28 protein-coding genes are annotated in these 26,959 nt (G+C 54.2%); 13 read left to right on the forward strand and 15 right to left on the reverse strand.

The features are described from left to right. Positions 1–77: 77 nt before the first annotated feature. The 6 genes from ACYVHB_RS00600 to ACYVHB_RS00625 all read right to left on the reverse strand — a co-directional run bounded on the left by ACYVHB_RS00600 (position 78) and on the right by ACYVHB_RS00625 (position 6,943). Positions 78–1,790 (reverse strand): RagB/SusD family nutrient uptake outer membrane protein, encoded by a 1,713-nt coding sequence (locus ACYVHB_RS00600; RefSeq protein WP_461048619.1) that lies wholly within the window; start codon positions 1,788–1,790, stop codon positions 78–80. A gap of 14 nt (positions 1,791–1,804) precedes the next feature. Continuing rightward, positions 1,805–4,936 (reverse strand): SusC/RagA family TonB-linked outer membrane protein, encoded by a 3,132-nt coding sequence (locus tag ACYVHB_RS00605; RefSeq protein WP_461048621.1) that lies wholly within the window; start codon positions 4,934–4,936, stop codon positions 1,805–1,807. Between the two features lie 28 nt (positions 4,937–4,964). Beyond that, complete coding sequence (locus tag ACYVHB_RS00610; RefSeq protein ID WP_461048623.1) at positions 4,965–5,753, reverse strand: FecR family protein; 789 nt, start codon at positions 5,751–5,753, stop codon at positions 4,965–4,967. A gap of 127 nt (positions 5,754–5,880) precedes the next feature. Continuing rightward, positions 5,881–6,114 carry a hypothetical protein gene (locus ACYVHB_RS00615; RefSeq protein WP_461048625.1) on the reverse strand — a complete coding sequence of 78 codons (234 nt, stop codon included), beginning with the start codon at positions 6,112–6,114 and terminating at the stop codon, positions 5,881–5,883. Beyond that, positions 6,059–6,472, reverse strand: a complete 414-nt coding sequence (locus ACYVHB_RS00620) for an acetoacetate decarboxylase family protein (RefSeq protein ID WP_461048627.1) — start codon at positions 6,470–6,472, stop codon at positions 6,059–6,061. Before ACYVHB_RS00620 ends, ACYVHB_RS00615 begins: the two co-directional genes overlap by 56 nt. Positions 6,473–6,487: 15 nt before the next feature. Further along, positions 6,488–6,943 carry a hypothetical protein gene (locus ACYVHB_RS00625; RefSeq protein WP_461048629.1) on the reverse strand — a complete coding sequence of 152 codons (456 nt, stop codon included), beginning with the start codon at positions 6,941–6,943 and terminating at the stop codon, positions 6,488–6,490. A gap of 123 nt (positions 6,944–7,066) precedes the next feature. Between ACYVHB_RS00625 and ACYVHB_RS00630 the strand changes: the two genes are divergently transcribed. The 4 genes from ACYVHB_RS00630 (at position 7,067) to ACYVHB_RS00645 (ending at position 11,441) form a co-directional block, all read left to right on the forward strand. Then, complete coding sequence (locus tag ACYVHB_RS00630; protein ID WP_461048630.1) at positions 7,067–7,873, forward strand: hypothetical protein; 807 nt, start codon at positions 7,067–7,069, stop codon at positions 7,871–7,873. A gap of 93 nt (positions 7,874–7,966) precedes the next feature. Continuing rightward, the gene (locus ACYVHB_RS00635; RefSeq protein ID WP_461048632.1) at positions 7,967–9,658 is read left to right on the forward strand and encodes an AMP-binding protein; all 1,692 of its coding nucleotides are present in this window, start codon (positions 7,967–7,969) and stop codon (positions 9,656–9,658) included. A gap of 64 nt (positions 9,659–9,722) precedes the next feature. Further along, a complete protein-coding gene (locus ACYVHB_RS00640) occupies positions 9,723–9,965 on the forward strand; it encodes a TraR/DksA family transcriptional regulator (RefSeq protein WP_461048634.1) in 243 nt (80 codons plus the stop codon). Positions 9,966–10,100: 135 nt separating this feature from the next. After that, a complete protein-coding gene (locus tag ACYVHB_RS00645) occupies positions 10,101–11,441 on the forward strand; it encodes an NAD(P)/FAD-dependent oxidoreductase (protein ID WP_461048636.1) in 1,341 nt (446 codons plus the stop codon). A gap of 50 nt (positions 11,442–11,491) precedes the next feature. Here ACYVHB_RS00645 and ACYVHB_RS00650 read toward each other — a convergent pair whose 3' ends face one another. Further along, entirely contained in the window at positions 11,492–11,920 is a 429-nt protein-coding gene (locus ACYVHB_RS00650) for an OsmC family protein (RefSeq protein ID WP_461048638.1), read from the reverse strand. Between the two features lie 210 nt (positions 11,921–12,130). Between ACYVHB_RS00650 and ACYVHB_RS00655 the strand changes: the two genes are divergently transcribed. From ACYVHB_RS00655 to metK, 4 genes are all read left to right on the forward strand, one after another. Then, the gene (locus ACYVHB_RS00655) at positions 12,131–12,916 is read left to right on the forward strand and encodes a hypothetical protein (protein ID WP_461048640.1); all 786 of its coding nucleotides are present in this window, start codon (positions 12,131–12,133) and stop codon (positions 12,914–12,916) included. 132 nt (positions 12,917–13,048) lie between these two features. Beyond that, positions 13,049–13,924, forward strand: coding sequence for a lipoyl synthase (gene lipA / locus ACYVHB_RS00660; protein ID WP_461048642.1), 876 nt, complete (start codon positions 13,049–13,051; stop codon positions 13,922–13,924). 88 nt (positions 13,925–14,012) lie between these two features. Further along, positions 14,013–15,167 carry a lycopene cyclase family protein gene (locus ACYVHB_RS00665; RefSeq protein ID WP_461048644.1) on the forward strand — a complete coding sequence of 385 codons (1,155 nt, stop codon included), beginning with the start codon at positions 14,013–14,015 and terminating at the stop codon, positions 15,165–15,167. A gap of 95 nt (positions 15,168–15,262) precedes the next feature. Next, positions 15,263–16,540: a methionine adenosyltransferase gene (gene metK / locus ACYVHB_RS00670; protein ID WP_461048646.1), complete on the forward strand. Its 1,278-nt coding sequence runs from the start codon at positions 15,263–15,265 to the stop codon at positions 16,538–16,540. Positions 16,541–16,666: 126 nt separating this feature from the next. On the opposite strand, the gene ACYVHB_RS00675 is transcribed toward metK, so the two are convergent. The 4 genes from ACYVHB_RS00675 to ACYVHB_RS00690 all read right to left on the reverse strand — a co-directional run bounded on the left by ACYVHB_RS00675 (position 16,667) and on the right by ACYVHB_RS00690 (position 20,646). Then, a complete protein-coding gene (locus tag ACYVHB_RS00675; protein WP_461048648.1) occupies positions 16,667–17,038 on the reverse strand; it encodes an HPF/RaiA family ribosome-associated protein in 372 nt (123 codons plus the stop codon). Positions 17,039–17,244: 206 nt separating this feature from the next. Beyond that, on the reverse strand, positions 17,245–18,663 hold the full coding sequence (locus ACYVHB_RS00680; RefSeq protein ID WP_461048650.1) for a cytochrome P450: 1,419 nt from the start codon (positions 18,661–18,663) through the stop codon (positions 17,245–17,247). Between the two features lie 111 nt (positions 18,664–18,774). After that, positions 18,775–19,638 (reverse strand): SDR family oxidoreductase, encoded by an 864-nt coding sequence (locus ACYVHB_RS00685; RefSeq protein WP_461048652.1) that lies wholly within the window; start codon positions 19,636–19,638, stop codon positions 18,775–18,777. Positions 19,639–19,716: 78 nt separating this feature from the next. Continuing rightward, positions 19,717–20,646, reverse strand: a complete 930-nt coding sequence (locus tag ACYVHB_RS00690) for an SDR family oxidoreductase (RefSeq protein ID WP_461050002.1) — start codon at positions 20,644–20,646, stop codon at positions 19,717–19,719. Between the two features lie 58 nt (positions 20,647–20,704). Between ACYVHB_RS00690 and ACYVHB_RS00695 the strand changes: the two genes are divergently transcribed. Genes ACYVHB_RS00695 through ACYVHB_RS00705 form a run of 3 tightly spaced genes read left to right on the forward strand, consistent with a single transcriptional unit; the run spans position 20,705 to position 23,263 of the window. Then, the gene (locus ACYVHB_RS00695; RefSeq protein WP_461048654.1) at positions 20,705–22,426 is read left to right on the forward strand and encodes a GMC oxidoreductase; all 1,722 of its coding nucleotides are present in this window, start codon (positions 20,705–20,707) and stop codon (positions 22,424–22,426) included. An 8-nt stretch (positions 22,427–22,434) separates the two neighbouring features. Beyond that, positions 22,435–22,779 carry a hypothetical protein gene (locus ACYVHB_RS00700; RefSeq protein WP_461048656.1) on the forward strand — a complete coding sequence of 115 codons (345 nt, stop codon included), beginning with the start codon at positions 22,435–22,437 and terminating at the stop codon, positions 22,777–22,779. A gap of 22 nt (positions 22,780–22,801) precedes the next feature. Beyond that, positions 22,802–23,263: a 3-oxoacyl-ACP synthase gene (locus tag ACYVHB_RS00705; protein WP_461050004.1), complete on the forward strand. Its 462-nt coding sequence runs from the start codon at positions 22,802–22,804 to the stop codon at positions 23,261–23,263. Positions 23,264–23,368: 105 nt separating this feature from the next. On the opposite strand, the gene rplI is transcribed toward ACYVHB_RS00705, so the two are convergent. The 4 genes from rplI to ACYVHB_RS00725 form a co-directional block, all read right to left on the reverse strand. Then, positions 23,369–23,812, reverse strand: a complete 444-nt coding sequence (gene rplI, locus ACYVHB_RS00710) for a 50S ribosomal protein L9 (RefSeq protein ID WP_461048658.1) — start codon at positions 23,810–23,812, stop codon at positions 23,369–23,371. A 93-nt stretch (positions 23,813–23,905) separates the two neighbouring features. Continuing rightward, positions 23,906–24,157 (reverse strand): 30S ribosomal protein S18, encoded by a 252-nt coding sequence (gene rpsR / locus ACYVHB_RS00715; RefSeq protein WP_012925715.1) that lies wholly within the window; start codon positions 24,155–24,157, stop codon positions 23,906–23,908. Positions 24,158–24,159: 2 nt separating this feature from the next. Next, on the reverse strand, positions 24,160–24,534 hold the full coding sequence (gene rpsF, locus ACYVHB_RS00720) for a 30S ribosomal protein S6 (protein ID WP_461048660.1): 375 nt from the start codon (positions 24,532–24,534) through the stop codon (positions 24,160–24,162). A gap of 179 nt (positions 24,535–24,713) precedes the next feature. After that, positions 24,714–25,664 (reverse strand): hypothetical protein, encoded by a 951-nt coding sequence (locus ACYVHB_RS00725; RefSeq protein WP_461048662.1) that lies wholly within the window; start codon positions 25,662–25,664, stop codon positions 24,714–24,716. Positions 25,665–25,844: 180 nt separating this feature from the next. On the opposite strand from ACYVHB_RS00725, the gene ACYVHB_RS00730 reads away from it, so the two are divergent. Then, the gene (locus ACYVHB_RS00730) at positions 25,845–26,501 is read left to right on the forward strand and encodes a YggS family pyridoxal phosphate-dependent enzyme (protein ID WP_461048664.1); all 657 of its coding nucleotides are present in this window, start codon (positions 25,845–25,847) and stop codon (positions 26,499–26,501) included. A gap of 70 nt (positions 26,502–26,571) precedes the next feature. Beyond that, entirely contained in the window at positions 26,572–26,955 is a 384-nt protein-coding gene (locus ACYVHB_RS00735; RefSeq protein WP_461048666.1) for a DUF423 domain-containing protein, read from the forward strand. The last annotated feature ends 4 nt before the right edge of the window (positions 26,956–26,959 follow it).

The raw sequence follows: 26,959 nt of genomic DNA on the forward strand, positions 1-26,959 counted from the left end.
ACGACTCAATTCTACTTTGGCAAAAATAAAGTGCCGGACTGATGTGCCCGGCACTTTGTAAACTGTTCACCTCCCAATTAATAACCCGGATTCTGCGGGAAGGTCGTTGCGCCATTGGCGGTGCGGTCGATCTGATCCTGCGGAATGGGCCGTAAGACATGGAAGTCCTTGATGTTCGCTGCGGCATCGGTATTGTTAGCTTTGACCCGCTCAATGAGCTTACCCGTGCGCTTGAGGTCGAACCAACGGAACATTTCGCCTGCCAGTTCGCGGTCGCGCTCATCGAGAATAAAGTCGATGTTGATCTGCGCGGGCGTTATCTCCATCTGGCTCTGCCGACCCGGCCAGGCGGCCCGCCGACGCACGACGTTGAAGGCATCGGCGGCTTCCTGTAGCTTGCCTGATTTAAACTGCGCTTCGCCCAGAATCAGGTACGTTTCGGCTAAGCGAAACATCAGGAAGTCGCGGCTGCCCGCTTCGTAGGTCCGGTCGGGGCGGAGCGGGTCCAGAAACTTCTGAAGCGTCGGGAACAGGTTAGGCCGGTAGTTGCTCGGTACCAACACCTGATACTTGCGTCTGGCCCGCTCAGCTTTCGTCATCTCGAAGCCCGGAATGAAAATGGTGGTGTCGCCGGAGGCAAACGTCAGCGTCGTTTTCGAGTCGTCGAAAATGGGTGTCGTAAAGGTGCCGGGCCGGTTGCTGAGCCAGGTATCCTTAAACGTCTTTTTGTAGCGTGAATCGTTCACCCGGTTGGCCGGAGCAAACACCGTTTCGAGCATGTAGGTCGTGGGGCGATACCGCTTAAAAGGCCGACCATTTTGCGTGTCGCGCTGCATACCCGCCTGCGTATCATACTCCATCCCATAGTACAGGTGCGTTTGGTTACCCTGTACGTTGTTTGGATTCCCGTTGCCCTGAACCGGGTTACCCCCGGCTCCTCCAATAGCGGTGAGTGCGTCAGACGTGTACTGGGTCGAGAAAATTACTTCGCTGTTGATTTCTCCACCGCCCTGAGCAAACACGTTGGCAAAGTCAGGTAGCAACGCGTAGTTGTAATTTTTGATCACGTTGTTGGCATACGTAGCCGCTTTGGTGAAGTCGTCGGAGGCAGCAGCTTCCGAGGTACCTTTGGTTAGGTACACCCGTGCCAGCAGGTGTTCGGCGGCTCCCTTCGTGGCCCGGCCGTAGTCCGACGTTGGGGTAGCCAAATCTGGAATGGCCGCTTCGAGGTCGCTCGTAATCTGGGCGTAGATGTCTTTGACCGAGGCCCGCGAAAACTCCTTCGTGGGGGCCAGATTACCTTTCGTGAGCAGCGCCACGCCCCCGAACGTTTGTACCAGCACGAAATAGTGGTGCGCCCGCAAAAACTTCATCTCAGCTACCCGGCGCTTCACTAATGCAGCATCCAGACCCGTTACAACGGTGCTGTTGTCGATGACGATGTTCATCGTGTTGATGCCGACGTAGAAGTTGTTCCAGAGATCGCGCAGAATGTCTACCCGCCCGTCGAACTGCGAGAGGTACTGGTTCATGAACTTGTAAGCCCCATCGGCACCCATTGTGTAGGTGTCCGTGCCGAAAACAGTCAGGTTCATGCCAATTTCGCGGCCGTAAAAATCGCGCAGGGTCGAGTAGGCCGCGCGGCCCGCAGCTTCAAACCCGGCGGCAGTGTTGATGTACTGCGCCCCAACCTGCGAGATGGGAACTTCAACAAGGACGTCTTTGCAAGCGGTTGTACCGAGCAGCAAGCCGGTGGTAAGCGCTCCAACAAATAAATATGTCTTTTTCATGGACGATCAGATTCTTAAAATTTAGCGTTAATACCGACGGTAAATTGCTTAACGGACGGCGATTGAGCCTCGTTGACCGTATCGAACGACTCGTTGTCAATGCCCTTGTATTTGGAACGGTACTCCGAGAAGTTGAACGGGTTCTGGGCCGAGGCAAAGACCCGCAGGCTGCTCATGCGGAGTTTCTGAGTGAGTGCTGCCGGGACGTTGTAGCCGAGGTTGATGTTCCGCACTTTCAGGAAGGTACCGCTGTAGTACTGTAACGTAGACTGAAATACCGGAAACTCCTGGCTCTGATTGGGGCGTGGGAATTCGTTAGTCGGGTTGTTGGGCGTCCAGTAGTCAATGTCTAAGTTGTTATAGCGACCCGCCAGCGAGTTGAACGCCGTGTGGAACCCGCTCCGAATGGTGCTGCCTACGCGGGCAAACAGGAAGAACGACAGGTCAAACCCTTTGTAGCTGAAGCGGTTGGTCATCCCGGCGGAGAACTCCGGCACCTGCGATCCGATAATGACACGGTCATCGGCGTTGATTTTGCCGTCGGGTTGGCCCGTTAGTGCGCCGTCGGCGGCTCGGCCGTTGTTGTCTTCAACTTTTATCTCACCAACCTTGCGCCCGAAACTGGCGGCCTGCGTTTCTTCGTTCGACTGCCAGATGCCGATTTTCTTGTAATCGAAATAAGCCGTTAGCGGCTGACCAATGAAGCGGGCATTGCCAATATCGTCGACTCTACCATTGAAAAGTTCAATGATGGCTTCGCGGTTGCGTGCCCACTGGAGGTCGGTGGTCCACTTGAAACCCGACGGCGATTTGACGTTTACCGTCGAGAGGGTTAACTCCAATCCTTCGGTGCGGGTCTTTCCTACGTTACGCAGTACCGAACCGTAGCCACTCGTAAATGGTAGCTGGTCCGACAGCAGTAGGTCGCGGGTGTTGGCCCGGTAGGCTTCGATTGAACCCGACACCCGACCCCGGTACAGGCTGAAGTCCACGCCAATGTTTCCGGTTGTGGTCGTTTCCCACTTCAGATCTGCGTTGCCGATGCTGTTGGGCCGGTAGCCGTAAGCGGGCGTAGCATTAAAGGCGTAGGTCGTGCGGGTGAGCAGGGTCTGGGTCTGGTAGGGGTTGATGGCCGTGTTACCCGTGGAGCCGTAACTGGCACGCAGTTTCAGCAAATCGACCCAGGTGCTGCCCTTCATAAATGGTTCGTTGCTGATGTTCCAGCCTACAGCCGCCGACGGGAAGAAGCCGTACTTGGTGTTGGCTCCGAACCGGCTCGACCCGTCGTAGCGGCCCGTCACGGTCAGCAGGTATTTGTCGTTGTAATCGTAGTTAACGCGGCCCATGTACGAGTTGAGCGTCCACTGGGTCAGACCAGTATTAATGCCACTAATGATGGTTGCCTGGCCGAGGTTGAAATACTGCTGGGTTTCGGCCGGAATTCCCGTCACGTTGATACTACCTCCCTCTACGTCGTCGCGCTGAAACGAGTGCAGGGCCGTTACGTTCAGGTTGTGCACCCCGCCGAACGACTTCTGGTAACTCAGGATGTTCTCCAGCGTGTAGTTAAACTGGTACTCGTAGCCGGTGAAGCCCGTTGGGTCGCCCCCGCGCCGGGCGTTGGTCTGGCTACCCGTGAAGCGCCCGATGCGCCGATTGGTAAAGTCAGGGCCAAAATTGACCCGGTATTTTAGCCCGTCAATGATGTTCCACTCGGCGTAAAGACTGTTAAAGGTCCGAATGCGCTTGACTAAGTCAATTTGAGCACCCGGTACTACTTCAGCCGCCGGATTCGTCCGTAACCCGTCGGGAGTGGGTAAAAAGATCAGGTTGCCATTGTCGTCGAAAGGTCGACCCAGCGGGTTCTCCTGAAGCGCACCGCCGTAGGGGTTAAAGTTTTCTCCGTTTTGCAGGCCGTAGGCGCTCAGGGAGGTCAACCCCACGCGAAGTTTCTTGTTGATCTGGTGGTCAATAGCCAGCCGGAAGTTGAAACGGCTGAAGTCCTGGTTTTTAATAATGCCCACTTCGTTAAAATAGCCGACCGACAGGCCAAACTGCGTTTTCTCGGAGCCACCCAGCACCGATACGTTGTGGCTTTGAATGCGCCCCGTCCGCAGAAGAAACGATTGGTAATCCGTCGAGCGGCCCTGCGCAATAGCATCTTTTTCAACAGCCTCGAACAGGGCGTTATCGGCGAATGCATTCGTCTGGCCGCTTGGGACCGCAGCCCCGTTGGCATCCTTGTAGCCGCCTACGCCCGTACCCAAAGCCCGGCGCGACTCGCGTTTGTATTCGGCGAACTGCGGACCATCCATCACGTCGATCAGGCTGAGTGGGCTTGACGTGCCGTAATAACCATCATAGGCTACGACCGTGTTGCCCGCTTTACCCCGCTTGGTTGTAACAATAACGACCCCGTTGGCTCCCCGCGACCCGTAAATAGCGGTGGCTGAAGCATCTTTCAGAATTTCAATACCGGCGATGTCATTCGGGTTTACGTCGTCGATGTTACCCGCTAATGGAATTCCGTCGAGTACGTACAGGGGATCGTTGCTGGCGTTGATGGACCGGCGGGCACGAATCCTGACCGTTACCCCCGCGCCGGGCTTGCTGCCGTTCTGGATCACGTCGACCCCGGCGGCCCGGCCCTGCAAGGCCTGCCGGGCGTTGGTAATGGGCAGTTCAGCAATCTCCTTAGCGCTTACCGACGAGATGGCACCGGTCGTCTGACTCTTTTTCTGCGTACCATAGCCGACGACGACGACTTCGTTCAGCGACCGGTCGTCAGCCGCTAAAGTCAAGTTAACACTCGACCGGTTGCCAACGGTTGCTTCCTGAGAAACGAATCCGACGGACGAAAAAACGAGCACAGCCTGATTATTCGGAACGGCAATGCGGTAGTCGCCATTGGCATCAGTAGTGGTACCGCGCGTTGTACCTTTTACGGCCACGTTAACGCCGGGCAGAGCCGCGTTGTCGTCGCTGGAAAGAATCCGGCCGCTCACGGTCCGTTCCTGAGCGGGGTTTTCGGTGGCCAACTGGGGCGTGGGCGAAGCGCTCAGCGCAGGTTGCGCCAGCAGCGTTAGGGCGGTCAGGCTAAGTAAAGGAAGCCACGGCCGCGTTGATTTGGTATTAGTTTTATGCATTACAGGTACAGCGTTAAATGGATATTGATTAAGGTAAAGTTTGTACAAATCCGGCGGTTACCTCCACCGAGTCGCCGGGCTGGAGCCGAATGGGCTTCTGTTGATTCAGTAGTAAGTTTATCTTTCCCGATGTTAGGGCAACATGGGTGCACTCGGGCCGTTGGCGCACCCGGAAAGCCGTGCCCACGGCTTCGACAGTAAGATCGCTGGTATGCACCCGGAACAGCCGCGCTGACGATGTGTCGGTCCGGTGAACGACCGAAAAATCGGCCTCACCCTGTAGCCAGACGGCCCTCGGCGATTCGTCGGACCACCGCCGGGCGTAGCGCAACGAACTATTGGCGTGTAAGGTAACGGCGGAGTTGTCGGGTAGGCGGATGGTACGGGTTTCGCCCAGGCTGGTTCGGATGGTTTGAATGGATTGGCCAGGACCGTATTGCATCCACACAGCCCAGCCAACGAGCAGAATCAGTCCAAATGTGGCGGCCACTGTACGCAGAAAATACCACCAGCCCACCACCGCCCGCACATCGGGTTGCAGCGGCCGGACATCTTCCATCGTTCGGAGCGACTCCCGGATGCGCCCCCATACCGACGATACGTCGCCGGTAGACAGCGAGGTGCTGGTGGGCAGCGATGCCGTGTGTACCAGTTCGCGAGCTGCTTCGACGGTTTCGACACAGTGCGGGTTGTTACTGAGCCAGCCTTGCCAATACGCGGCTACCTCCTCGTCGCTGGGGTGCTGCACCCAACGAACAAACAGGTCATCGAGGGCAAATTCCTCGACGGTGTAGACAGAGTATGGTTTTGGGAACAAGATATAGCAGTATAACAATGTCCCACAAAGCACGCGTTCAACGATGTTCTACTTATGTAACTTTTGGTTAAGCTGCCGGATTTACGCCCAATCGGAGTTGCACCGGGCGGGGAAGGTCGGCCGGCCGTTAGCAGGGCTGGGGTGAAGGAAACGTCATCCCGAAGTTTTCGACCGTCAACACGATCAGCGGTTTCACCTGTTTAAGATCAGGAAATAAAGCCGGATTCATGTGCAGTTGGGAAAGGGAAGTCAGCCGGGCCGAACCAGCCGCCGACGGGCGGGTCAGCAGCAAACCGCCCGCCGGTTCAGGAGCGAAACCATTGGCCGTTAATGGTTCCTGCGCCACGCGAAAGCCGGGCACGAGTTTGGTCGTGATTGGGAAGCGAGGGCCCCAGGGAGTAGCCCGCAACGAGAGGAGTGACTCCCCATCGCACCGAAATCGTCCGGCTGCCGTCGGAATTCAGCACGAACGAAAAGTGGGCCAGTTCCTTTGGGATTCCCCAATTCTGACGACCGTTCCAGACGCTGGCGCGGGTCGACACGTATATTTTGGCGATAGAGAAACTGGTCGTATCGCCAAATCGAAACAGGCCCGGAACGAATAGCAATTCCTGGTAGGGGCCAACGGGCGAGGTTTCATAGTCGACCAGCATGACCGTGCCGACCCAGCCCCAATACGCTCGCTGCTGGTAGGGAGCCAGAAACCCCTGCGCCCGCACAAACTACAAACTTCTCTACTCACTCACCTCTTTATGGGCTTCTTTGGCTTTCTTCGTGTTAGGAACGCGGCTTTTTCCTTCTTCAGAACCTTTCAGTTTTTTGGCGTTGGTGGCTTTGCGCTGCGCCGGTGTCAATTTTTCCCAGGCCTCAGTGGGTAAATAACGGGCTGTTTTGTCACCTTTGTCCGCTGGCTTGCCGTCTTCAGTTCGCCAATCCTGATCGGTCCATTCTTGTAAATGCTGCTGCGACTCGGTCCGTTCGTTGCTGAGGTAGCCACCCCCGGCTGCTTCGTACTCATGAGTTAGCAACTGCGCTTTGCGGGCACTCCACTGGCCGGGTTTGCCTCCTTTGTCGCCCGCTTTGATTTCCTCCTTGAGCTTTTCGCGCAGGTCGGGTTTGTCATAATTGTCGTTCTTGCTGCTTTTCTTTTTGGCGGTCGTCGTTGACGATCCCTCTGATTTAGTTGCCATAATGCTGCATGAGTTGGGTGATACCAGGCAACCAGTTGTTCAGTAGAAAGTTACTCAAAAATTAGTGACCGACCGCCCTGATTAACCATCGGGCAGTTTACGGGTTATAAGTTCATTACTACTATGGTAAACGGGAACTGGTTTTGGCATGTACTGCTGCTCAGCGTAATCTGGGCGGGCGTTGGTTCACTTGCGTCAGCTCAAACTAACATATCCGTCGAAAAGTCCGCTTACCCGTCTCCCGCAACGAACACATCGCCCGATTCGGTCGGCACCGCCCGTTCCAAGTCACCCACTGTCACGGGTTCTACCGACCAGCGTTTTTTCTTTTTCAACGACACGCGTAACGCTGATGGACGCCGTATTCCGGTGCCTGTCTACGGACTTCGGGCGGGATTACTGTTCCCGTCCCGGCACCCACGCAAGGTTGATTCTGAAGGGAGGTCGGCCGCCTTCAAAGCAGGAGTCGGTTTTTATTTCGTTAATCAGACCCTAACCCAGCCGGGCTTATTGCCGGGTACATCGGAAGCCATTACGCGTCGCCTGCGCATTGCAACTGCTTTTTTTGAGCCTTATTTGTTTCGCAAAGGAGCAATTCAGATCAGTTTGCCAATTGAGGTGGGGTATGGCCACTCGCGCTACGAACGCAAAAATGACCAATCGCTCGAAAACGAAATAGCGAGGGGATTTTTTCTGCCTGCCGGGGTTGGTGCGCAGGCGTTGTATCAGTTTCCCAAACTGCGCCGGTTTCGGCCGTTTCATTGGTTCGGCTTCAGCGTACTGACTGGCTACCGCTTCGTTCTCAAAAAAGACATTCCCGCCAGTCAGATCAATTATTCCGGCTTATACATCTCGGCCGGTCCGTCGTTCTTTCTCGACAGCTTCACTGCCGATTATAAGCGGTGGCGAAGAACCCGGAAAAAAGGGTGAGTTTTCGGCTTTGTGTGCTTCATTACGAGTATTTCAGCCGAACTTTCGTCTTAAATCAATTTATAAGATTTCACGGAATAAATTGACTAATTGATGGAAACGCTCGTCCGTACCGATCAGCAGGTAGACACGCTCATTGGCTGTTTTTATAAGTGGGAACAGTCACAGCCTGCCAGGATTTTTCTGCGCCAGCCCATCGGCGACGCGTTTGTCGATTTCACCTGGGCTGAAGTGGGTCGTCAGGCCCGCATTCTGGCTACCTATCTCAACTCAATTGGGTTGCCGCCGAAAAGCAATGTCGGCTTAGTATCCAAAAACTGCGCCCACTGGCTCATTGCCGACCTGGCCATTCTGATGAGCGGCCATGTGTCGGTGCCGTTTTACCCAACGCTCACCGGACCACAGCTTCGGCAGGTGCTGGAGCACAGTGAATGCCGGGCGCTGTTTGTGGGAAAATTAGATGGCTGGGACGGTGTGAAGTCGGGGGTGCCGACGGACGTACACAAGATTGCTTTTCCGTCTTATGCACCTGGTTTTCCCTCCGTTGATGCCGATGCTGTTCAGTGGGACGACGTACTGGCTAATTACGCGCCCATGACCGGAAATCCGTTGCCGGACCTGAACGATTTGTTCACGATCATTTACACGTCGGGCACCACGGGTAATCCTAAAGGCGTCATGATAACGTACGACTCGGTGGCCGAAGTGATGGGCAAAACACAGGAGCAAATGCGCTACGATATCGCCGAAACACGTTTTTTCTCTTACCTGCCACTCTGCCACATCGCCGAACGCAACGTGGTCGAAGCCACGGGTGTGGCCACAGGGGGAACCATTTACTTCGCCGAATCGCTGGAAACGTTCGCCAAAAACTTAGCCGTAGCCCGCCCTACGCACTTTCTGGCGGTGCCGCGCATCTGGACGAAATTTCAGATGGGCATTCTGGCAAAAATGCCGCAGAAGAAATTAGACACAATGCTGCGAATTCCCATTCTGTCGGGCATTGTAAAGCGTAAAATCCGGCAGGGGCTGGGTCTCAACGACGCTAAAGTCATCATCACCGGAGCCGCGCCCATGCCCATTTCCTTGATTCAGTGGTTTCGGCGTCTGGGCATCGTTATTCAGGAAGCCTACGGTATGACGGAAAACCTCGGCGCGGTGTCGATGATGCCCGCCGACAAAATCAAGGACGGCACCGTTGGGCGGATTAATGACGGTATGGCCGTCCGCACCGATCCGCAAACGGGCGAAGTACAAACCAAATCTCGCTGGAACATGCTCGGCTATTACCGCGAACCGGCCCTGACGGCGGCAACGATAAAAGACGGCTGGCTCTACACCGGCGACGTGGGCGAGGTAGACAGCGAGGGGTTTCTGCGCATCACGGGCCGCGTGAAGGAAATGTACAAAAGCCCCAAAGGCGAGTACATTGCTCCGTCGCAGATCGAGTTTGGCTTTGCCGAAAACAACCACATCGAGCAGGTGTGCGTAACGGGTCAGCAGCTTCCCCAGCCGATTGCGCTGATCGTCCTATCGGAAGCCGCCCGTCAGGCCGACCGGCAAACCGTAGCGCAGGGACTTCAGCAGACGCTCGATACCCTCAACGAGCGCGTTCACAACTACGAGCGCGTCCGTAAATTGATCGTGATGAAAGAACCCTGGACGGTAGAAAACAACCTGATGACGCCGACCATGAAAATGAAACGCAACGTGATCGACGCCCGCTACCAAACGCAGTACGAGCCGTGGTTCGGGCGCGAGGAAGTAATCGTTTGGGAGGATTAAAATACGCAAAAAGGCACTTTCCAGCGCGTATTGGTGTTTTTTAGATAAGCAACCAAGCAACGTTATGTACTGTGTAAGATGTGGTAACTCAATTCCTGAAGCGCGTTTGAAAGCGCTGCCAACGGCTAAAACATGCGTTCACTGTTCATCGGCCCAGCGGGTGGCAGGCTTCCCGCTCATTACGGGCAAGACTGAGTATTCGGCCTTACAGATTGTGTCGCAGCAGGACGCGGCTCGCTTGCAGAAAATGCAGGCCCGGCGCGGCACGGGGGCGTCGATGTCGATGACCCGCGAGAAACGAAATTAGATAGATCTTACTTCGACCCAGGCAGGTTTGTGGCCGATCCTTATGGGAATCGGCTTTTTTTATGGTATTCTGTCGGCGACCCGACTAACCGACTGCCATCTATTGCCGTACTTTGATAATCTATTTACGTTTCTTATGCGTCACATTGTCATTCTCGGCAACGGCATTGCCGGTATTACAGCCGCCCGCGAAATTCGCAAACTGAGCGACGACCGGATTACGGTTATTTCGTCCGAAACCGACCATTTTTTCTCCCGTACCGCGCTGATGTACGTGTATATGGGCCACTTGGAGTTTCACCATACGAAGCCCTACGAAGACTGGTTCTGGCAAAAAAACCGGATCGAGCTGCTACGAACGCAGGTGACGGAAATCGACTTTGACCACAAAACGCTTAAATACGGCGACACCCAAACGCTTCAATACGACGTACTTATTCTCGCGGTTGGTTCCAAGCCTAACTTCTTTGGTTGGCCAGGTCAGGCGTTGCGGGGAGTACAGGGACTTTACGGCAAGCCCGACCTCGACCGGATGGAAGCCGACACGAAAGGCATCCGGCAGGCGGTGGTCGTGGGGGGCGGACTGATTGGGATTGAGTTGTGTGAAATGCTGCTGTCGCGGGGTATCCACGTCACGTTTCTGGTACGCGAGAAAAGCTTCTGGAGCAGCGTATTGCCCGCCGAAGAGTCGGCCTTAGTAACGCGCCACATCCGCGAACACCACGTTGACTTACGCACTGAGACTGAACTGGCCGAAATTCAGGATGATGGCAGTGGTCGCGTTGGGGCGTTGGTATTGAAAAGCGGAGAAACGATTCCTGCGCAGTTTGTTGGTATTGCTGTTGGCGTTAGTCCTGCTATTGATTTCCTCAAAAACACGGCTCTGGAAACCGACCGGGGCATATTGGTGAATGAACGGCTGGAAACGAACCTCCCCGGTGTCTACGCTATCGGCGACTGTGTTCAGCACCGAACACCCCCGCCGGGACGCAAACCGCTGGAACAAATCTGGTACGCTGGCCAGATGATGGGCGAAACTGTGGCGCAGACGATTACTGGTAAAAAAAACGCGTATCAGCCGGGCGTTTTTTTTAACTCGGCCAAGTTCTTCGATATTGAGTATCAGACGTACGGAAATGTAGCGGCCTTTCTACCCAAAGACGAGTCCGAGCAGACGTTTTACTGGGAGCACCCGACCGGAAAAATTGCCCTACGCATCAACTACCGGGCCGACAATCAGGCCGTTACGGGCATGAACACCCTCGGCATCCGGCAGCGGCAGGCCGTTTGGCAGCAGTGGATTACGGACGAAAAATCGATTCAACACGTGCTGGAACACCTGCCGCAAGCCAACTTCGACCCAGAATTTTTCCGGCAGTACGAACTCGACATTGTGGAAAAATTCAACGCCAAAAATTCCGGGCAGGTGGTGCGCTTAAAGGCGAAGAAAGGATTGTTTGCTCTGTTTCAGCGTTGATCGATTCGAGGGAATCGAATCTGGACAACTGCTTTTACTACTTTCTCGACCTATACTAAAACCCCCGCTTCCCACCGAATGCTCACCGCCTGCTCCACGTCGGGGTGCAGACTGATGGCCACGGGGCAGGTATGGGCTATGTTCTCCAGGCGGGCGCGGGTGTCATCGTCGGGCAGGGGATTGGCGCGAAGCGTAAGGTCGATTTCGATGCGGGCGATGCGACGGGGCGGCTGGCTGGTCATAACTTTTGTGACGTCGAGTGCGCTGCCCGTCAAATCAATGCCGTCGCGCTGGGCAAAAATCGCCATCGTCGTAATAATGCACGTACCGAGCGCGTTGGCCACTAAGTCGGTAGGGGAGAAGGCCTCGCCCCGGCCCTGATTGTCGGTGGGAGCGTCGGTGTTGATGTGGGTGCCGGATTGCAGATGGGCGCAGTCCGTGCGTAATCCGCCGAGGTAGTCGATATGAATGGTTGCCATAAAAACAGATAGTCAGTTGGACAGTTGATGAGTTGATCAGTAAAGTACGCCGGTCCGCCGGTGCGGTCAGCTACTCACTGACTGGTTAACTGACTAACTGACTGACTTTACCGTCAAACATATAAATTATCAATTGGTTACGCTAATAGTGCGGCACGATTTTGTGAAGACTGGTAAATTGATTAGCTTTAATTCATGATTTTATAAAAAATGAGAACACTATACATACTGGCTGGGATTGTACTGAGCTGTCTGCTGCCGCTGGCGCAGGTCTCCTACGCACAATCGACTGACTCAGAGGACGAAGATTACCGCACCATAACGACGTTTGGTGTCACCACGAGTACCAATTCCGGCATTATCGGTGGGTTTTCGTTTCGGCAGTCTAAACTTCTGTCCGGCACTTTACTGGGAATGCCTCAGTACCGCTATCTGAGCGTTGAACTGGTGAATGTGAGACACCCCAAGGAGATTCAGTCGTCCATTAGTTCGTTTGGGTCACGGTTCATTGACGGCAAAGAAAACTACCTCTTTGTTCTGCGCCCTCAGTATGGCCGGGAGGTCAAATTATTCCAGCGAGATGCCGACGACGGTATCTCGGTCAGTGGTATTCTGGCGGGTGGACCTTCGCTGGGAATTATAAAGCCGTATTACCTCGAAGTATCGTTTGGCAACACCACCCGGCAGGTTCCGGCTTCGCAGGTGAATGGTTCCACAACGCCCACCGGTGAAAATGTAACCGGAAAAGGCAATTTCTTCCAGGGTATCGACGAGTCCAAATTTACCCTTGGGCTGAACGTAAAGGCAGCGCTCAGCTTTGAACTTAGTGCATTCCGAACCAACACAACAGGTCTTGAAATAGGTTTTCTGGCGGAAGCGTTTCCTAACAAGATCGTAATTATCCCGAACACAGTCGCTGGTGGTAATCGCACTGACGGTAACCGTAGCTTTTTCACCTCAGGCTACATTACCCTGTTTTTCGGAAACAAGAAGTAAAACCAATGTATAATGGTTAATGCACAATGAATAATGACCGAGTTGTCATTATTCATTGTGCATTAACCATTATACATTTATAGAGAACTTTACGCCCCAAAAACGAATTTTAAGGGAAAGGAATGAGGCCCCATGATCGAACTACCCGTTATACCCTCCGAACAACGGAAAAAACGTCCCGACTGGCTGCGGGTAAAGCTGCCTATCGGTCCTGAGTATGCCAAAGTGCGCAAATTGGTGGACGAGCATAAACTCCACACCATCTGCGAAAGCGGCAACTGCCCCAATATGGGCGAATGCTGGGGTGCCGGTACGGCCACGTTCATGATTCTGGGCAATATCTGCACCCGAAGCTGCACGTTCTGCGCCGTGGCTACGGGGCGGCCCAATGAATACGATACGGACGAACCCCGGCGCGTGGCCGAAGCCATTGTGCTGATGAAAGTCAAACACGCCGTAATCACCTCTGTTAACCGTGACGAATTGAAAGACCGGGGTGCCGAAATCTGGTATCAAACGGTGCGGCTTATCAAAGAAGCATCTCCTCAAACGACTATCGAAACGCTTATTCCCGACACTAAAGGCAATTGGGACGCCCTGGAACGCATGATTTCGGCTGGTCAGGAAGTGGTGTCGCACAATATGGAAACTGTGGAGCGGCTCTACCGGCGCGTTCGGCCGCAGGCCCGCTACGAGCGGAGTCTGGAGCAGGTTCGCCGGACAAAAGCCTACGGACAGCGCACTAAGTCGGGCATTATGCTCGGCTTGGGCGAAACGCAGGCAGAGGTATTCAAAGCAATGGACGATCTTGCCATGAATGGGCTGGACATTCTTACCTTGGGTCAATACCTGCAACCGACCAAGATGCACCATGAGGTGATTGAGTGGATTCATCCCGAAACGTTCGCGATGTATAAGGAAGAGGGCCTGATGCGGGGTCTGAAATACGTAGAATCGGGGCCGCTGGTGCGGTCGAGCTACCACGCCGAAAAGCACGTGCATGTGTAAGTTTAGCCGTTCCTTTGCAAACAATTGACGATTGCCGTTATTTATAGAAGTAAGTCCGGGCCGACGGTTCGGACTTTTATTTTGCTGCATGAAAAAATACGACTTTATTATCGCCGGAGGTGGCATGGCGGGATTGAGTCTGGCGTATTATATTACGCAGTCACCCTTGCGCAACCGGTCGATTTTGATTTTGGACCGCGACCAGAAAAACCGCAACGACCGGACGTGGTGCTTTTGGGAAAATGGAGCCGGGCCGTTCGAGTCGATCATGTTTCGGCGGTGGAACACGGTTAGTTTCCACGGCACCACCCACGCTGGTCCGCTCGACCTCGGCACCTATCAGTACAAGATGCTGCGGGGAATCGACTTCTACACCTTCGTGCAGAATGAATTGGGAAAGTGGCCCAATATCGAACGCCGTCAGGCCACCATTAACCGAATAAAAGACACGCCCCAGGGCGGTTTCGTTATTGCCGACGACGAGCCGTATATCGCCGATTACGTGTTCGACAGCACATTTGCGCTCAAAACCGATCAGCCGAGGAACCATAACCTCCTCCAGCATTTTAAGGGCTGGGTAATCAATACGGAGAAGCCTTGTTTTGATCCGGAGAAGCCCGAAATAATGGATTTTCGGGTGGAGCAGCACGGCGATTGCCGGTTCGTGTATGTGATGCCATTTGATGCGAAGACGGCCCTCGTTGAGTTTACTCTCTTCAACGATAAACTACTGACGGACGCGGAATACGACGCCGACATCCGGCGCTACATTAACCGTTTTCTGGATACGGGTACGTACCAGATTACGGAAACCGAATACGGTGTTATTCCCATGAGCGACACGAAGACCCAGGAAAATCCCTCGGAGCACATTGTTCGGATTGGTACGTCGGGTGGGCATACGAAAGCCTCAACGGGTTACACGTTCCAGCGTACGCAACAGTACCTGCGCGACATTGTCCGTAACTTAGTCCAAACGGGCAAGCCCAATCGTAAGCCATCGTGGTTCAGCCGCCGGTTTAAACTTTATGATAGTGTGCTGCTGAACGTACTGGAGAAGAATCGCCACCCCGCCGACGATATATTTACGCGGTTTTACGCGAAAAATCGGCCCGTCGACGCATTTCGGTTCTTAGATGAAGACACTGGGTTTATCGACGAGCTACGGTTTTTCGCTACGTATCCGTCGTGGCCCTTCACCGTCGCTTTTTTCGATGTGCTGCGCCGGAAACTGATCGGATGACCAGCTGCTTGCTAAATCGGTTCGGTGCGGGTGCTTGCCCTCTGTCCGGAAACCGTTAGCTTTGTGCGTTCAAACCAAGTCATACGGAGCTACTAATGCCCTACCTCTTTACGTCCGAGTCCGTTTCTGAAGGACATCCTGACAAAGTCGCTGATCAAATATCCGACGCCCTGATCGACAATTTTTTAGCGTTCGATCCGTCCAGTAAAGTAGCCTGCGAAACCCTCGTGACAACCGGTCAGGTTGTGCTGGCGGGCGAAATCAAAACCGATACCTACTTAGACGTTCAGAAAATCACCCGCGACGTTATCCGCAAAATTGGCTACACCAAGAGCGAATACATGTTCGAGGCCAACTCGTGCGGAATTTTTTCGGCCCTGCACGACCAGTCGGCCGACATCAATCAGGGCGTTGACCGTCAGGCTGACAGCAATGATTTCGAAAGTCTGGCTAACGCACAGGGCGCGGGCGATCAGGGCATGATGTTTGGTTACGCAACCAACGAAACCGACAATTACATGCCGCTGCCGCTGGATCTGGCCCACGCCATCCTGCGCGAGATGTCGACCATCCGCAACCACGAAACCGACCTGATGCCTTACCTGCGCCCCGACGCCAAGTCGCAGGTGACCATCGAATATTCCGACGATGATCAGCCCATTCGCATCGACACCATCGTCGTTTCGACGCAGCACGATGACTTTGCCGACGACTTAACCATGCTGGCCAAGATTCGTGAGGACATCATCAACATTGTTATTCCCCGCGTGAAAGCCGCCCAGAAAGCTGAGCTGCACGGGTTGTTTGATGGCGACATTACCTACTACATAAATCCAACGGGTAAGTTTGTTATTGGCGGACCACACGGCGATACGGGCCTGACGGGTCGCAAAATTATTGTCGATACGTACGGTGGCAAGGGTGCGCACGGTGGGGGAGCTTTCTCGGGCAAGGACCCCTCGAAAGTGGACCGGTCAGCGGCTTACGCAACGCGCCATATTGCCAAAAATCTCGTTGCTGCCGGCCTCTGCGATCAGGTGCTGGTGCAGGTATCCTACGCCATTGGCGTGGCCAAACCGTGTGGTTTATACGTAAACACCTACGGCACGGCTAAAGTGGACATGCACGACGGCGTCATTGCCGAAAAAATCGCGCAACTGTTCGACATGCGCCCATACGCCATTGAGCAGCGGCTGAAACTCCGCAATCCCATCTACTCCGAAACGGCCGCTTACGGTCACATGGGCCGCAAGAATGAGATTGTGACCAAGACGTTCGGGTCCAACGGGCACACCAAAACTGTTGAAGTCGAGTTGTTCACCTGGGAGAAACTTGACTTTGTCGACCAGGTAAAAACAGCGTTTGGGCTATAGTTTATGTACCTACGGGCTTCAGCCCGTAGCCTCTCAATATTACGATACGGGCTTCAGCCCGTAGGTACATAAACGACAAAAGCCACCCCGTTTGGAGTGGCTTTTGTCATTCAGGAGCAAAACGCTCTATAGCTCGTCAGGTTCAAAAACCTCTTCTTCCTGTCTGGATTTAGCCTCCGTAATGGCCGGGCTGGAGAAATCGCTTCGTTTCTGTTTACAGCGAACGAGTTTATCTTTCAGCACATCGAGCACCCGGTCGGTGGCGCTCTCGAAGCTTTTGTCGTGTTCCTTCACAAACAACTCCTTGCCGGGAATCGTCAGGCGAACTTCCACGACTTTCTCCTTCACCTTGTTGGAGTCGGCCCCCTCTAATCTCAGAAACACCTCTCCACCGATGATACGGTCGTGAAAGGTGTCTAACTTATCAAGTTTTGCCTGGATGAAATCAAGCAGATTTTGATCGGCCGTGAACTTAACGGCGTGCATTTGTAGTCTCATTGTGTCGCTTTTAAAGGTGAATTGAAACAGAACATCAATGGACTGTCTAAGTTTGGCTATAGTGACCACAAAGTCAAGCCCCGCTACGAAAGATGCAATCGTGTTTCACAGCAGAAATGCAAATATGACCTTTGACGGTCTACGGTTTATGTTTTGAAGGGTGCTGTGAAACGCTTAGCTGCACAAGTTCCTGGTAAAGTGTAATTTCACTTACTCAGGTAAACATGAATTGGGCGTTTAGGACGTAACGTAATCAAGGGTTGTGGCTCAATTTTCCAGCCCGCTACGGGAGCAATCGCGAACGTTCGCGCCAGCATGGCCAGTAGAATTTGCATCTCCATCAGCGCAAACTGATTGCCAATGCACAAGCGCGGTCCACCCCCAAAAGGCAGATATGCATACGAATGCCGATCATCACCAGGTTGTGCGCCACCCGCACCCGGCCTCTCGTGCGGTTCCCCGCCGGGACCCGGCGCAAATCGGTCGGGGTCGAACCGGTCAGGATCAGGCCAACTGGCCGGGTCGCGGTGTAGCAGGTACGGGCTGACCAATGCAGTCGTTCCGGCTGGGATGGTATAAGGACCGATGGGGTCGTCGGCGAGGGCCAACCGGCTCATAATCCAGGCTGGTGGATACAGCCGGAGCGACTCCTGCACGACCTGCATGGCGTAGGGTAACGCCCGAAACGCGTCGGGTGGGGGCGTTCGGGCACCACCCAGTACTGTTTTAGCTTCAGTTTGTAGCCGGGCCAGCACATGGGGGTGTTGGCTGAGCAAGTGGAGTGTCCAAGCCATTGAAACGGCGGTGGTTTCGTGACCGGCCCCAAAGAGCGTCACGCATTCATCGCGCAGTTGCTGATCGGACATCTGCTCACCCGTATCTTCGTCCTGAGCACTCTGGAGCATGGCCAGCAGGTCGTCGCGGTTGTCGGCGTTCTCTCCCCGGCGTTGATTGATGACGTTGTAAATAAACGAATCGACCAGCACCCCCGCCTTCCGGAACCGTACGTGAGCGGGCGTTGACCAGTGCATCGGAAACCGAATAGGCGACAGCATCCGTTGATTGGCGTAGTACTGTAGCGTGTCGAGGGCCGACGACAGACCGTCGAGTTTACCAACCACATCGGAGCCGAACAGCGTTTTACAAACGATGCGCATGGTCACGTCCATAAACGCCTGCGATACATTGACGGGTTGCCGGTGGTCAAACTGACCTAATTCGTCCACCCAGTCGGCCGTTTCGTGGATCATCGTTTGGGCCAGTGCTGCTAACTTCTGCCGGTGAAACGCCGGTTGCGCCAGCCGCCGTTGCCGACGCCAGAAATCGCCCTCGCTGGTTAACAGACCGTTGCCCAGAAAAATTTTCAGTATGTTAAACGCCGGGGAGCGGCCGTAGTTGCGGTGATTCTCCTGCAAAACATGCTTGGCATCTTCGGGCTGCATAACCAGATACTGATGGCGCCCCCCAATGCGCAGGTGCACTACACGGTCGTACCGCTGTTGCAGCGTATGCAGAATACCCAGTGGGTTGCGAAGGAACGCGAGTGTGTTGCCCAGCACCGGCAGGCCAGGGTGGAGGGGAACAGGGTGGGCGGTTAACTGACTGTTGGCGAGGGGAGTTTCCATAACAAAAGCCGTTCTGACGAATGTGTCGGAAGGGCTTTAAAGTTAGACAATCAACTTTGCCAAAACCTGCGCGGTCCGGTTAAACTTTGGCAAAGTTTTTTCAGTCTCACATCACGAATTAATCACTTCGCCCCCGTTCACGTGCATCACCTGCCCGGTTATGTACGAGGCATCTTCCGACGCCAGGAAGACGTAGGCCGGGGCCAGTTCGGCGGGTTGTCCGGGGCGCTCCATCGGCGTATCCTTACCAAATTTGGCTACTTCCTCCGGCGTTTTGGTTGACACGATGAGCGGGGTCCAGATTGGGCCGGGAGCCACGCCGTTGACGCGGATGCTGCGGTCGGCTAAGTTCTGCGACAATGAGCGCGTGAACGACGTGACGGCCCCTTTGGTAGACGCGTAGTCGATCAGCGATTCGCTGCCCCGGTACGACACGACCGACGTGGTGTTGATGATGCTGTCGTAAGCAGCCATGTGGGGCAGCACCTCTTTGGTCAACCGGAACATCGCCAGGATGTTGATCTCGAAGGTGTCGCGCATCTGCTCGTCCGAAATATCGGTGAACTCCTTCTGCTCCACGTGATTAGCCGCGTTGTTAACCAGAATATTGATCCGGTTGAACTCGCTGATAACCTTAGCCACCGACTGCCGAATGGAGGCCAGGAAACGCAGGTCGCCCGGCAGCAGCAGGCAGCGGACCCCTTCTATGCGCACTAACGACGCGGTTTTTTGGGCGTCTTCCTCCTCACGCGGGTGGTACATGATGGCCACGTCGGCCCCTTCACGGGCGAAATGCACCGACACAGCCCGGCCAATGCCCGAATCTCCGCCCGTAATCAGGACGACTTTTTCCTTCAATTTTCCAGTTCCTTTGTAATCGTCGCGTATGTAGATGGGCTGCGGGTCCATCTGCGACTCTAAGCCCGGCTGTGCATTCTGATGCTGGGGCTTAGTTTCAATTTCCATTTGCTCCATAACGTAGTATTCAGTTTGTGGTTTGTAGTTCGTGGTTTGTCGTTAGTGCTAACGACAAACCACGAACTACAAACTAATTTAACCATTTACAATCGTGCCTCCGTTGGGGTGAATAACCTGGCCAGTTACGTACGATGCATCCTCCGATGCCAGATAAACGTAGGCCGGGGCGATTTCGCTCGGCTGTCCGGGGCGCTTCATGGGTACGTCTTTGCCGAACATGGCCACCTGCGCTTTTGGGAACGACGACGGGATGAGTGGCGTCCAGATTGGTCCGGGCGCTACGGCGTTAACCCGTATCTTCTTAGACGCCAGATTGCTGGACAACGCCCGCGTGAAGGTCATGATCGCCCCCTTCGTGGATGAATAATCGAGTAGGTCGGCGCGGCCCTGGTAAGCGGTGATGGACGTTGTATTAATAATGCTGTCTCCCTCGTGCAAATGGGGCACGGCGGCTTTCGTAACCCGAAACTGCGCGTAGATGTTGGTCTCGAAGGTTTTCAGCAGGTCCTCGTCGCGAATTTGGGTAATGTCTTCGTGCTGATACTGCACGGCCGCATTGTTGACCAGAATATTCAGTTTGCCAAACCGAGCCACCGTATCCGCGACTACTTGTTCGCAGAAGGCTAACTCCCGAAGGTTACCCGCCAGCGTCAGGCACTGCCGCCCTTCGGCTTCGACCAACTGCTTCGTTTCCTGTGCGTCTTGCTCTTCTTCGGGGGTATACACGATGGCGACATCGGCTCCTTCGCGGGCGAAATGAATGGCAACGGCCCGGCCAATACCGCTGTCACCGCCCGTAACAAGCGCAACTTTGTCTTTGAGTTTGTCGGCCCCGACGTATAAATGCCGGATATACTTGGGTTTAGGGTCCATTTCCTCCGTCAGGCCGGGGTGCTGGTCCTGATGTTGGGGTTTGATCTGGTTTTCCATACGTTGCGTTTGGGTTGTACTTTGGGGAGTAAGCCAAAACCAACAGCGGTTGTTTACAAAATCGAGTAAAATGATAGGCTTTGGCTACCGGGCAATTAATGCGTAATATCGTAACCTTAAAAAGGGCAGTTATATGACTATCAACGGCGACGCCCAGAAAGTGAATTCGTACGACGCCATCGTGATTGGGTCGGGGATTAGTGGGGGCTACGCGGCTAAAGAATTGTGCGAAAAAGGCCTGAAAACGCTCGTGCTGGAACGCGGACGCGACGTGCGGCACATTGTCGATTACCCAACCGCTACGCTCAACCCATGGGACTTTCCGCACCGGGGCCGAATGCCGGACGCCTTCAAAAACGAAAATCCCATTGCTACCAAGTGTTACGCGCTGGATGAGGGAACGCAGCAGTTTTTTGCCAAAGATGCGGAGCACCCATACGTTCAGGAAAAACCGTTCGACTGGATCAAAGGCTATCAGGTGGGAGGGAAGTCGCTGATCTGGGCGCGGCAAACGCAGCGCTGGAGCCGGTTCGACTTCGAGGCCAATGCCCGCGACGGGGCCGCTGTCGACTGGCCCATTCGCTACGAGGCCATTGCGCCCTGGTACAGCCGCGTCGAAAAGTTCGTGGGCATCAGCGGTAATAAAGATGGGCTGGAAACCCTGCCCGATGGTGAGTTTCTGAAGCCGTGGGAACTGAACTGCCTCGAAAAGCACATTCAGAAACGCGTCGCTGATAGCTACAAGGATCGGCACGTGATCATTGGCCGGTGCGCTCACCTGACCGACCCGCAGCAAATTCATTTTGACCAGGGCCGGGCGCAGTGCCAGGCGCGGCATTTGTGTTACCGGGGTTGCCCCTACGGCGCGTATTTCAGCAGCAATTCGTCGACCCTACCGTGGGCGGCCAAAACGGGTAACCTAACCCTGCGGCCTGATTCGGTCGTGCATTCAATTATCTATGACGATGCAAAGAAAAAAGCCACCGGCGTTCGGGTGATCGACACGCATACGAAGCAGATGACTGAGTATTTCGCCCGCATTATTTTCGTGAATGCGGCCTGCCTGAATACGAATCTGATTTTGATGAACTCTACCTCCCGCCGGTTTCCAAACGGTCTTGGCAATGATAGCGGGGTGCTGGGCCGCTACGTGGCGTTCCATAATTACCGGGGGAATATCCTGGCCGACTACGAGGGTTTTGAAAATGACTACTACTACGGCCGTCGCCCGACAACGGCGTTTATGCCCAATTTTCGCAACGTCGATAAGCAGGAAACGAGCGGTCCGGCGTCCCGGTTTCAGCGGGGTTACATGGTTGCCTTCAGCGCGAGCCGCAGTACGGGGCAACCCACGATGGAGACCTTCGGGGCCGAATTTAAAGACAGTATGACTAAACCCGGTCCGTGGCACGTATTCATGATGATGCAGGGCGAAACCGTGCCACGTCGTGAAAACCACGTCCGGCTCAGCGCCGACAAAAAAGATCCGTGGGGCATACCGCAACTCGTCACGTCCATCGGCTACACCGACAACGATCTGAGCATGATGCAGGACTTTCTGGAACAGGGAGCCGACATGCTCGAAAAAGCAGGTTGCAAAAACATTAAACCTTACGACGATCACCGCAATCCTGGACTTGACGTTCACGAGATGGGGGGTGTCCGGATGGGGCGCGACCCGAAAACGTCGATGCTCAACGCACACAACCAGCTTCACAGCGTCAGAAACGTGTTTGTAACCGATGGCGCAGCGATGACCTCGACCGGTTCGCAAAACCCCTCAATTACGTACATGGCACTTACGGACAGGGCGGTCAGTTATGCGGTTTCAGAAATGAAGAAAACCAATTTGTAGAAAACCGCATGACTAAACCAAAACTGACGCCCGAGGACATGCTGGCCCGGCTGTCGTTTTACCGCAGCCACGAAAAATTTCCCGATGCTGACTGGATCAATCGGGAATTGTCCCCGCCCGATGAAACCGGCCGGCAGAAAATGAATGGAGCAGTCAATGCGTTTATCGACTTTCTGACGGGACTGATCAACGACGGCGATACCGAACCGGAAGAATTCAGGGACAGTATTCAGGGATACGTCGACGCCTGGGACGTACTTTACTACAACACCGACGAAATCGACTTCATCATTGAGGTCGAGTGTGCTGTGATGCGGGTGGTTGGCGTCGATTGCAGTGAGCTGGCGCTTTGACCAATTGCAGGAAAACAACATGATGAGTGATTCGCTGAGTATCAAACAAAGCCTGTACAGCCGCTGTCAGCAGTATGTTGAGCAACGCATCGCCACCGCTCAGCAAGCCATGGATGCGGCTCAGGAGTCAGCTAACTCGGAATCGAAGAGCAGCGCGGGCGACAAATACGAAACCGGCCGGGCGATGGCCCAGCTCGAACGCGACCGGTATGCTCAGCTATTAGCCGAAGCCCGAAAAACGGAACAGGAACTCACCCGGCTCAACGTAGAAAAGACCTATGATACCGTTCAGTCCGGCAGCTTAGTCACGACCAATCGGGGCACCTTCTTTATCAGCATCAGCGCGGGAAAACTGACGCTCGATGGGCCTGACTATTTTGCCGTTTCGCCCGCTTCACCCGTGGCAGCTGCCTTGGCGGGCCACCGGGCGGGTGACGTGGTGACGTTTAATGGTCTACCCTGTCAGGTGCTGTCTGTTCAGTAAGCCGACCTATTTCACAAGCCCATCGGCACAAAAAAACCTCCCGGTCAATAGCAGTTGCCATTGACCGGGAGGTTTGCATTTAGTTGGGAAGGCCAGACGAGACGATTAGTCGGCAGCAACCACCTCAAATTTAATTTTGTGCTTCACGTCCTTGTGCAAGTCGAGGGAAGCTTCGTAGGAGCCGAGGTTTTTCACATCGTCGACCGTTATTTTCTTACGGTCGATCTCGAAGCCCTTTTCGCGCAGTGCGTCGGCCACCTGAGTGTTGGTAACGCGACCGAAGATTTTGCCGCTCTCACCCGCTTTGGCAGGAATAGTCAGCGTCATGTCGCCAATGCCGTCGGCAATGGTTTGGGCCTCGGTCTTGATTTTCTCCGCTTTGTGAGCCGCCTGACGAATGTTCTCGGCAACAATTTTCTTGTTGGAGTCAGTCGCCATTACGGCAAATCCCTGCGGAATCAGGTAGTTGCGTCCGTAGCCGGGCTTCACCGTGACGGTGTCGTTCTTATAGCCCAGGCCGGCAATATCGGTTTTTAGAATGATGTTCATTTGTTAGAGTCCGTTAGTCGGTTAGTCAGTCAGTCAGTGAGTAACTGATGCGGTTAGCTACTCACTGACTGATCGACTGACCAACTGATTAACTTATTTCAGTGAATCGCCGACGTACGGCAGGATGGCTAAATGACGGGCGCGTTTGACGGCCTGGGCTACTTTGCGCTGATTCTTCAGGCTGGTACCGGTCAACCGGCGGGGCAGAATCTTGCCTTGCTCGTTGAGCAGTTTCAGTAGAAAATTACCGTCTTTGTAGTCAATGTATTTGATACCGGCTTTTTTGAAGCGGTCGTATTTTTTGCGGTTCTCAGTTTTTGAGACGGATTCGTTTTGCAGACTCATGATTACTTGGCCTCCCCGGCGTTTTCGGTTTGTTTTCTCTTACCCACTAAGCCATTGCGTTTCCGGTCGTTGTAGGACACGGCGTGTTTGTCGAGCGAAATCGTCAGGTGACGAATGATACGCTCATCGCGGAGATACTCGGTATTGAGTTTCTCGATGGTGGTGCCAGGGGCTTTGAACTCGAAGAGCTGGTAGTAACCCGTGTTCTTGTGCTGGATGGGATAAGCGAGCTTGCGCAGACCCATGTTTTCTTCGTGAACAAGCTCCGCACCGTTGTCGGTTAGCACTTTGCGAAACTTGTCAACGGCGTCCTTCATCTGAATATCAGATAAAACGGGAGTTAAAATGAACACCGTTTCGTAGTTATTGGGAAACATTGTATCTAATTGGTTTGAAATGAGGGCGCAAAGGTAAGAAAATTAGTCGCAATTCAAAAGTCAGAACGTCAAAAGCCGCTGCTGCCAGCCAAATACAGGCAGTCAGCGACCTTTGACGTTCTGCCCTGAAGGGGCTTTATCAGTAACGTAGGGCATTGCCCCATGATTACCGCCCTACGCTACCGAACCGTAAACTCGCCCTCGCCGATGCGGAAGCCTTCACAGTAGACTTCAATAACGTGGCGGCCTTCGCTGAAGCGCCTGCCCCCGCGCCCATACACGAAGTCAATTTGCTGGCGGCTGTTGTCGAATGGGAAGCGTTGCATGGCGGTGTAAATCATGCCCTGACCATTGTACGTGAATTCGCCGGAGCCGGTCGCCATGTCCGACACAACGGCTCCGCTGGGATCGAGTATCCGCAAATACAACTCTTTGTCGTCCTGCTTGGCCAGTCCGTTCGGGGCTATCCTGACCGATATTTTTACTTTGTCGAGTTGTTTTGCTTTGTAGCTGCCACCGTCGCGCTCCTTGCCTCGGGTATTAAGCGCATTGACTGTAACGCTCTCAGCCCGGAGCGCTGCCGCGATGGTTACCTTTTCGTTTAGCTCCTGATTTCTGGTGGAAACCGCCACCACTGAGTCGCTGAGTGTTTGCCGCTCGGCTTTTAAACCGCTGTTTTCCTGTGAGAGACTATCGTTTTGCTGCACCAGCAAGCCGTTTTCCTCTCTCAGGCGGACAATTTCCTGGTCTTTCTGGGCCAGCAATGCCTGATAGTTGCGGATCTTCTGATTGTATTTCCGGCTGTCGAAGGAGGTGACGTTGCGGAGTTCGCGCTTGTCAACCTCCAGTTGCTGCCTTACTTTTAGCAGGGAGTCCACGCTGCCACCGAGTCGCTGAATTTCGGCAATCTTTGCATCCAACTGCGCCGATACCGAATCGAGTCTGGTTTTAACGGTCAGCACTTCCTCCGTTCGGGCGGCAATAGTGGCGTCTTTGGTTTTATTATCCTGCCGTTCCTGATACCAGAAATACAGTAGCAGCACGTTCAGCGCGGCCAGAATAAGTAGCGCAGCCAGCAAATAACTGCGACTATTGTTCTTGGTTTGGGGTCGGGGTTCTATTGGGGTCATAAGTTGGGCAGATCATTAGAGGTCAAATTCGCTACCAAAACTAATGCATTTGTCGATTTATTGCGCCAATTACGCGGTTTTGGTAGCCACCGGCCGAAAACTACGGGTTTGCGCGTACGGATCGACTTGATTTTGCAAATTATTCGCGAACGGCCCGTCTCGGTCCACTGTTATCTAATTATGATTGCAGACACAATCCACCGGCTTGACAGTGAATTACAGGGCCGCGCCAAACTGATTGCCGTTACCAAGACGAAGCCCGTTCCCCTGTTGCAGGAGGCTTATGACGCCGGTTGCCGGTTGTTTGGCGAGAACAAAGTGCAGGAAATGGCCGACAAACAGCCGCAACTGCCCGCCGACGTTCAGTGGCACCTGATCGGGCATTTACAAACGAACAAGGTTAAGTACATCGCCCCCTTTGTGGCCCTGATCCACTCGGTCGACAGTTTGAAGCTGTTACAGGAAATCGACAAACAGGCGGCTAAACACGACCGCGTTATCGACTGCCTGCTTCAGATTCATATTGCCGATGAAGAAACTAAATTTGGCCTTTCGCCCGACGAAGCCAACGCCCTGCTCTGTGCTCCCGAACTGGATCAGTTGACCCACGTGTGCATTGTTGGACTGATGGGCTTAGCCACCAACACCGACGACGAAAATCAGGTACGTCGGGAGTTTCACAGCCTGAAGCAGTTGTACGATGAACTTGCCGCAATTCAACGGCCAATGCTCCAGTTCCGCGAATTGTCGATGGGTATGAGTGGCGATTACCGCATTGCCGTTGACGAAGGAAGCACACTGGTGCGGGTGGGAAGCGCTATTTTCGGGGCGCGGTAATGCCGAACGTCCACGTTCGGCTGCAAAGCAAACAGACCCCGCCGAACGTGGACGTTCGGCACTACATAGTATGAAATTCTTTATTCAAGCCGGGGCTATTCTGGGCCTTATCGGCGTGGGACTTGGTGCATTCGGCGCTCACGCCCTGCGAACTATGCTGGACGCCACCGGCCGGGCCGCGACGTTCGAGACAGCGGTTAAGTACCAGTTCTATCACGCGCTTGCCCTCGTGCTGGTTGGTGTGTTGATGCAGTTATTCGGTAGTAATCCCGCAACAGTCAAATTGCTGAACTGGTCGGGTAATTCATTCCTGATCGGTACGCTCATCTTTTCGGGTTCGCTGTACGTACTCTGTTTCACGGGCGTTACGTGGTTGGGTGCGATCACCCCCCTCGGTGGCGTGGCCCTTATCGCGGGCTGGGCACTGCTGTTCTGGGCCTTTTTTATAGAATGATGAA

Source organism: Spirosoma arcticum (assembly GCF_054779955.1).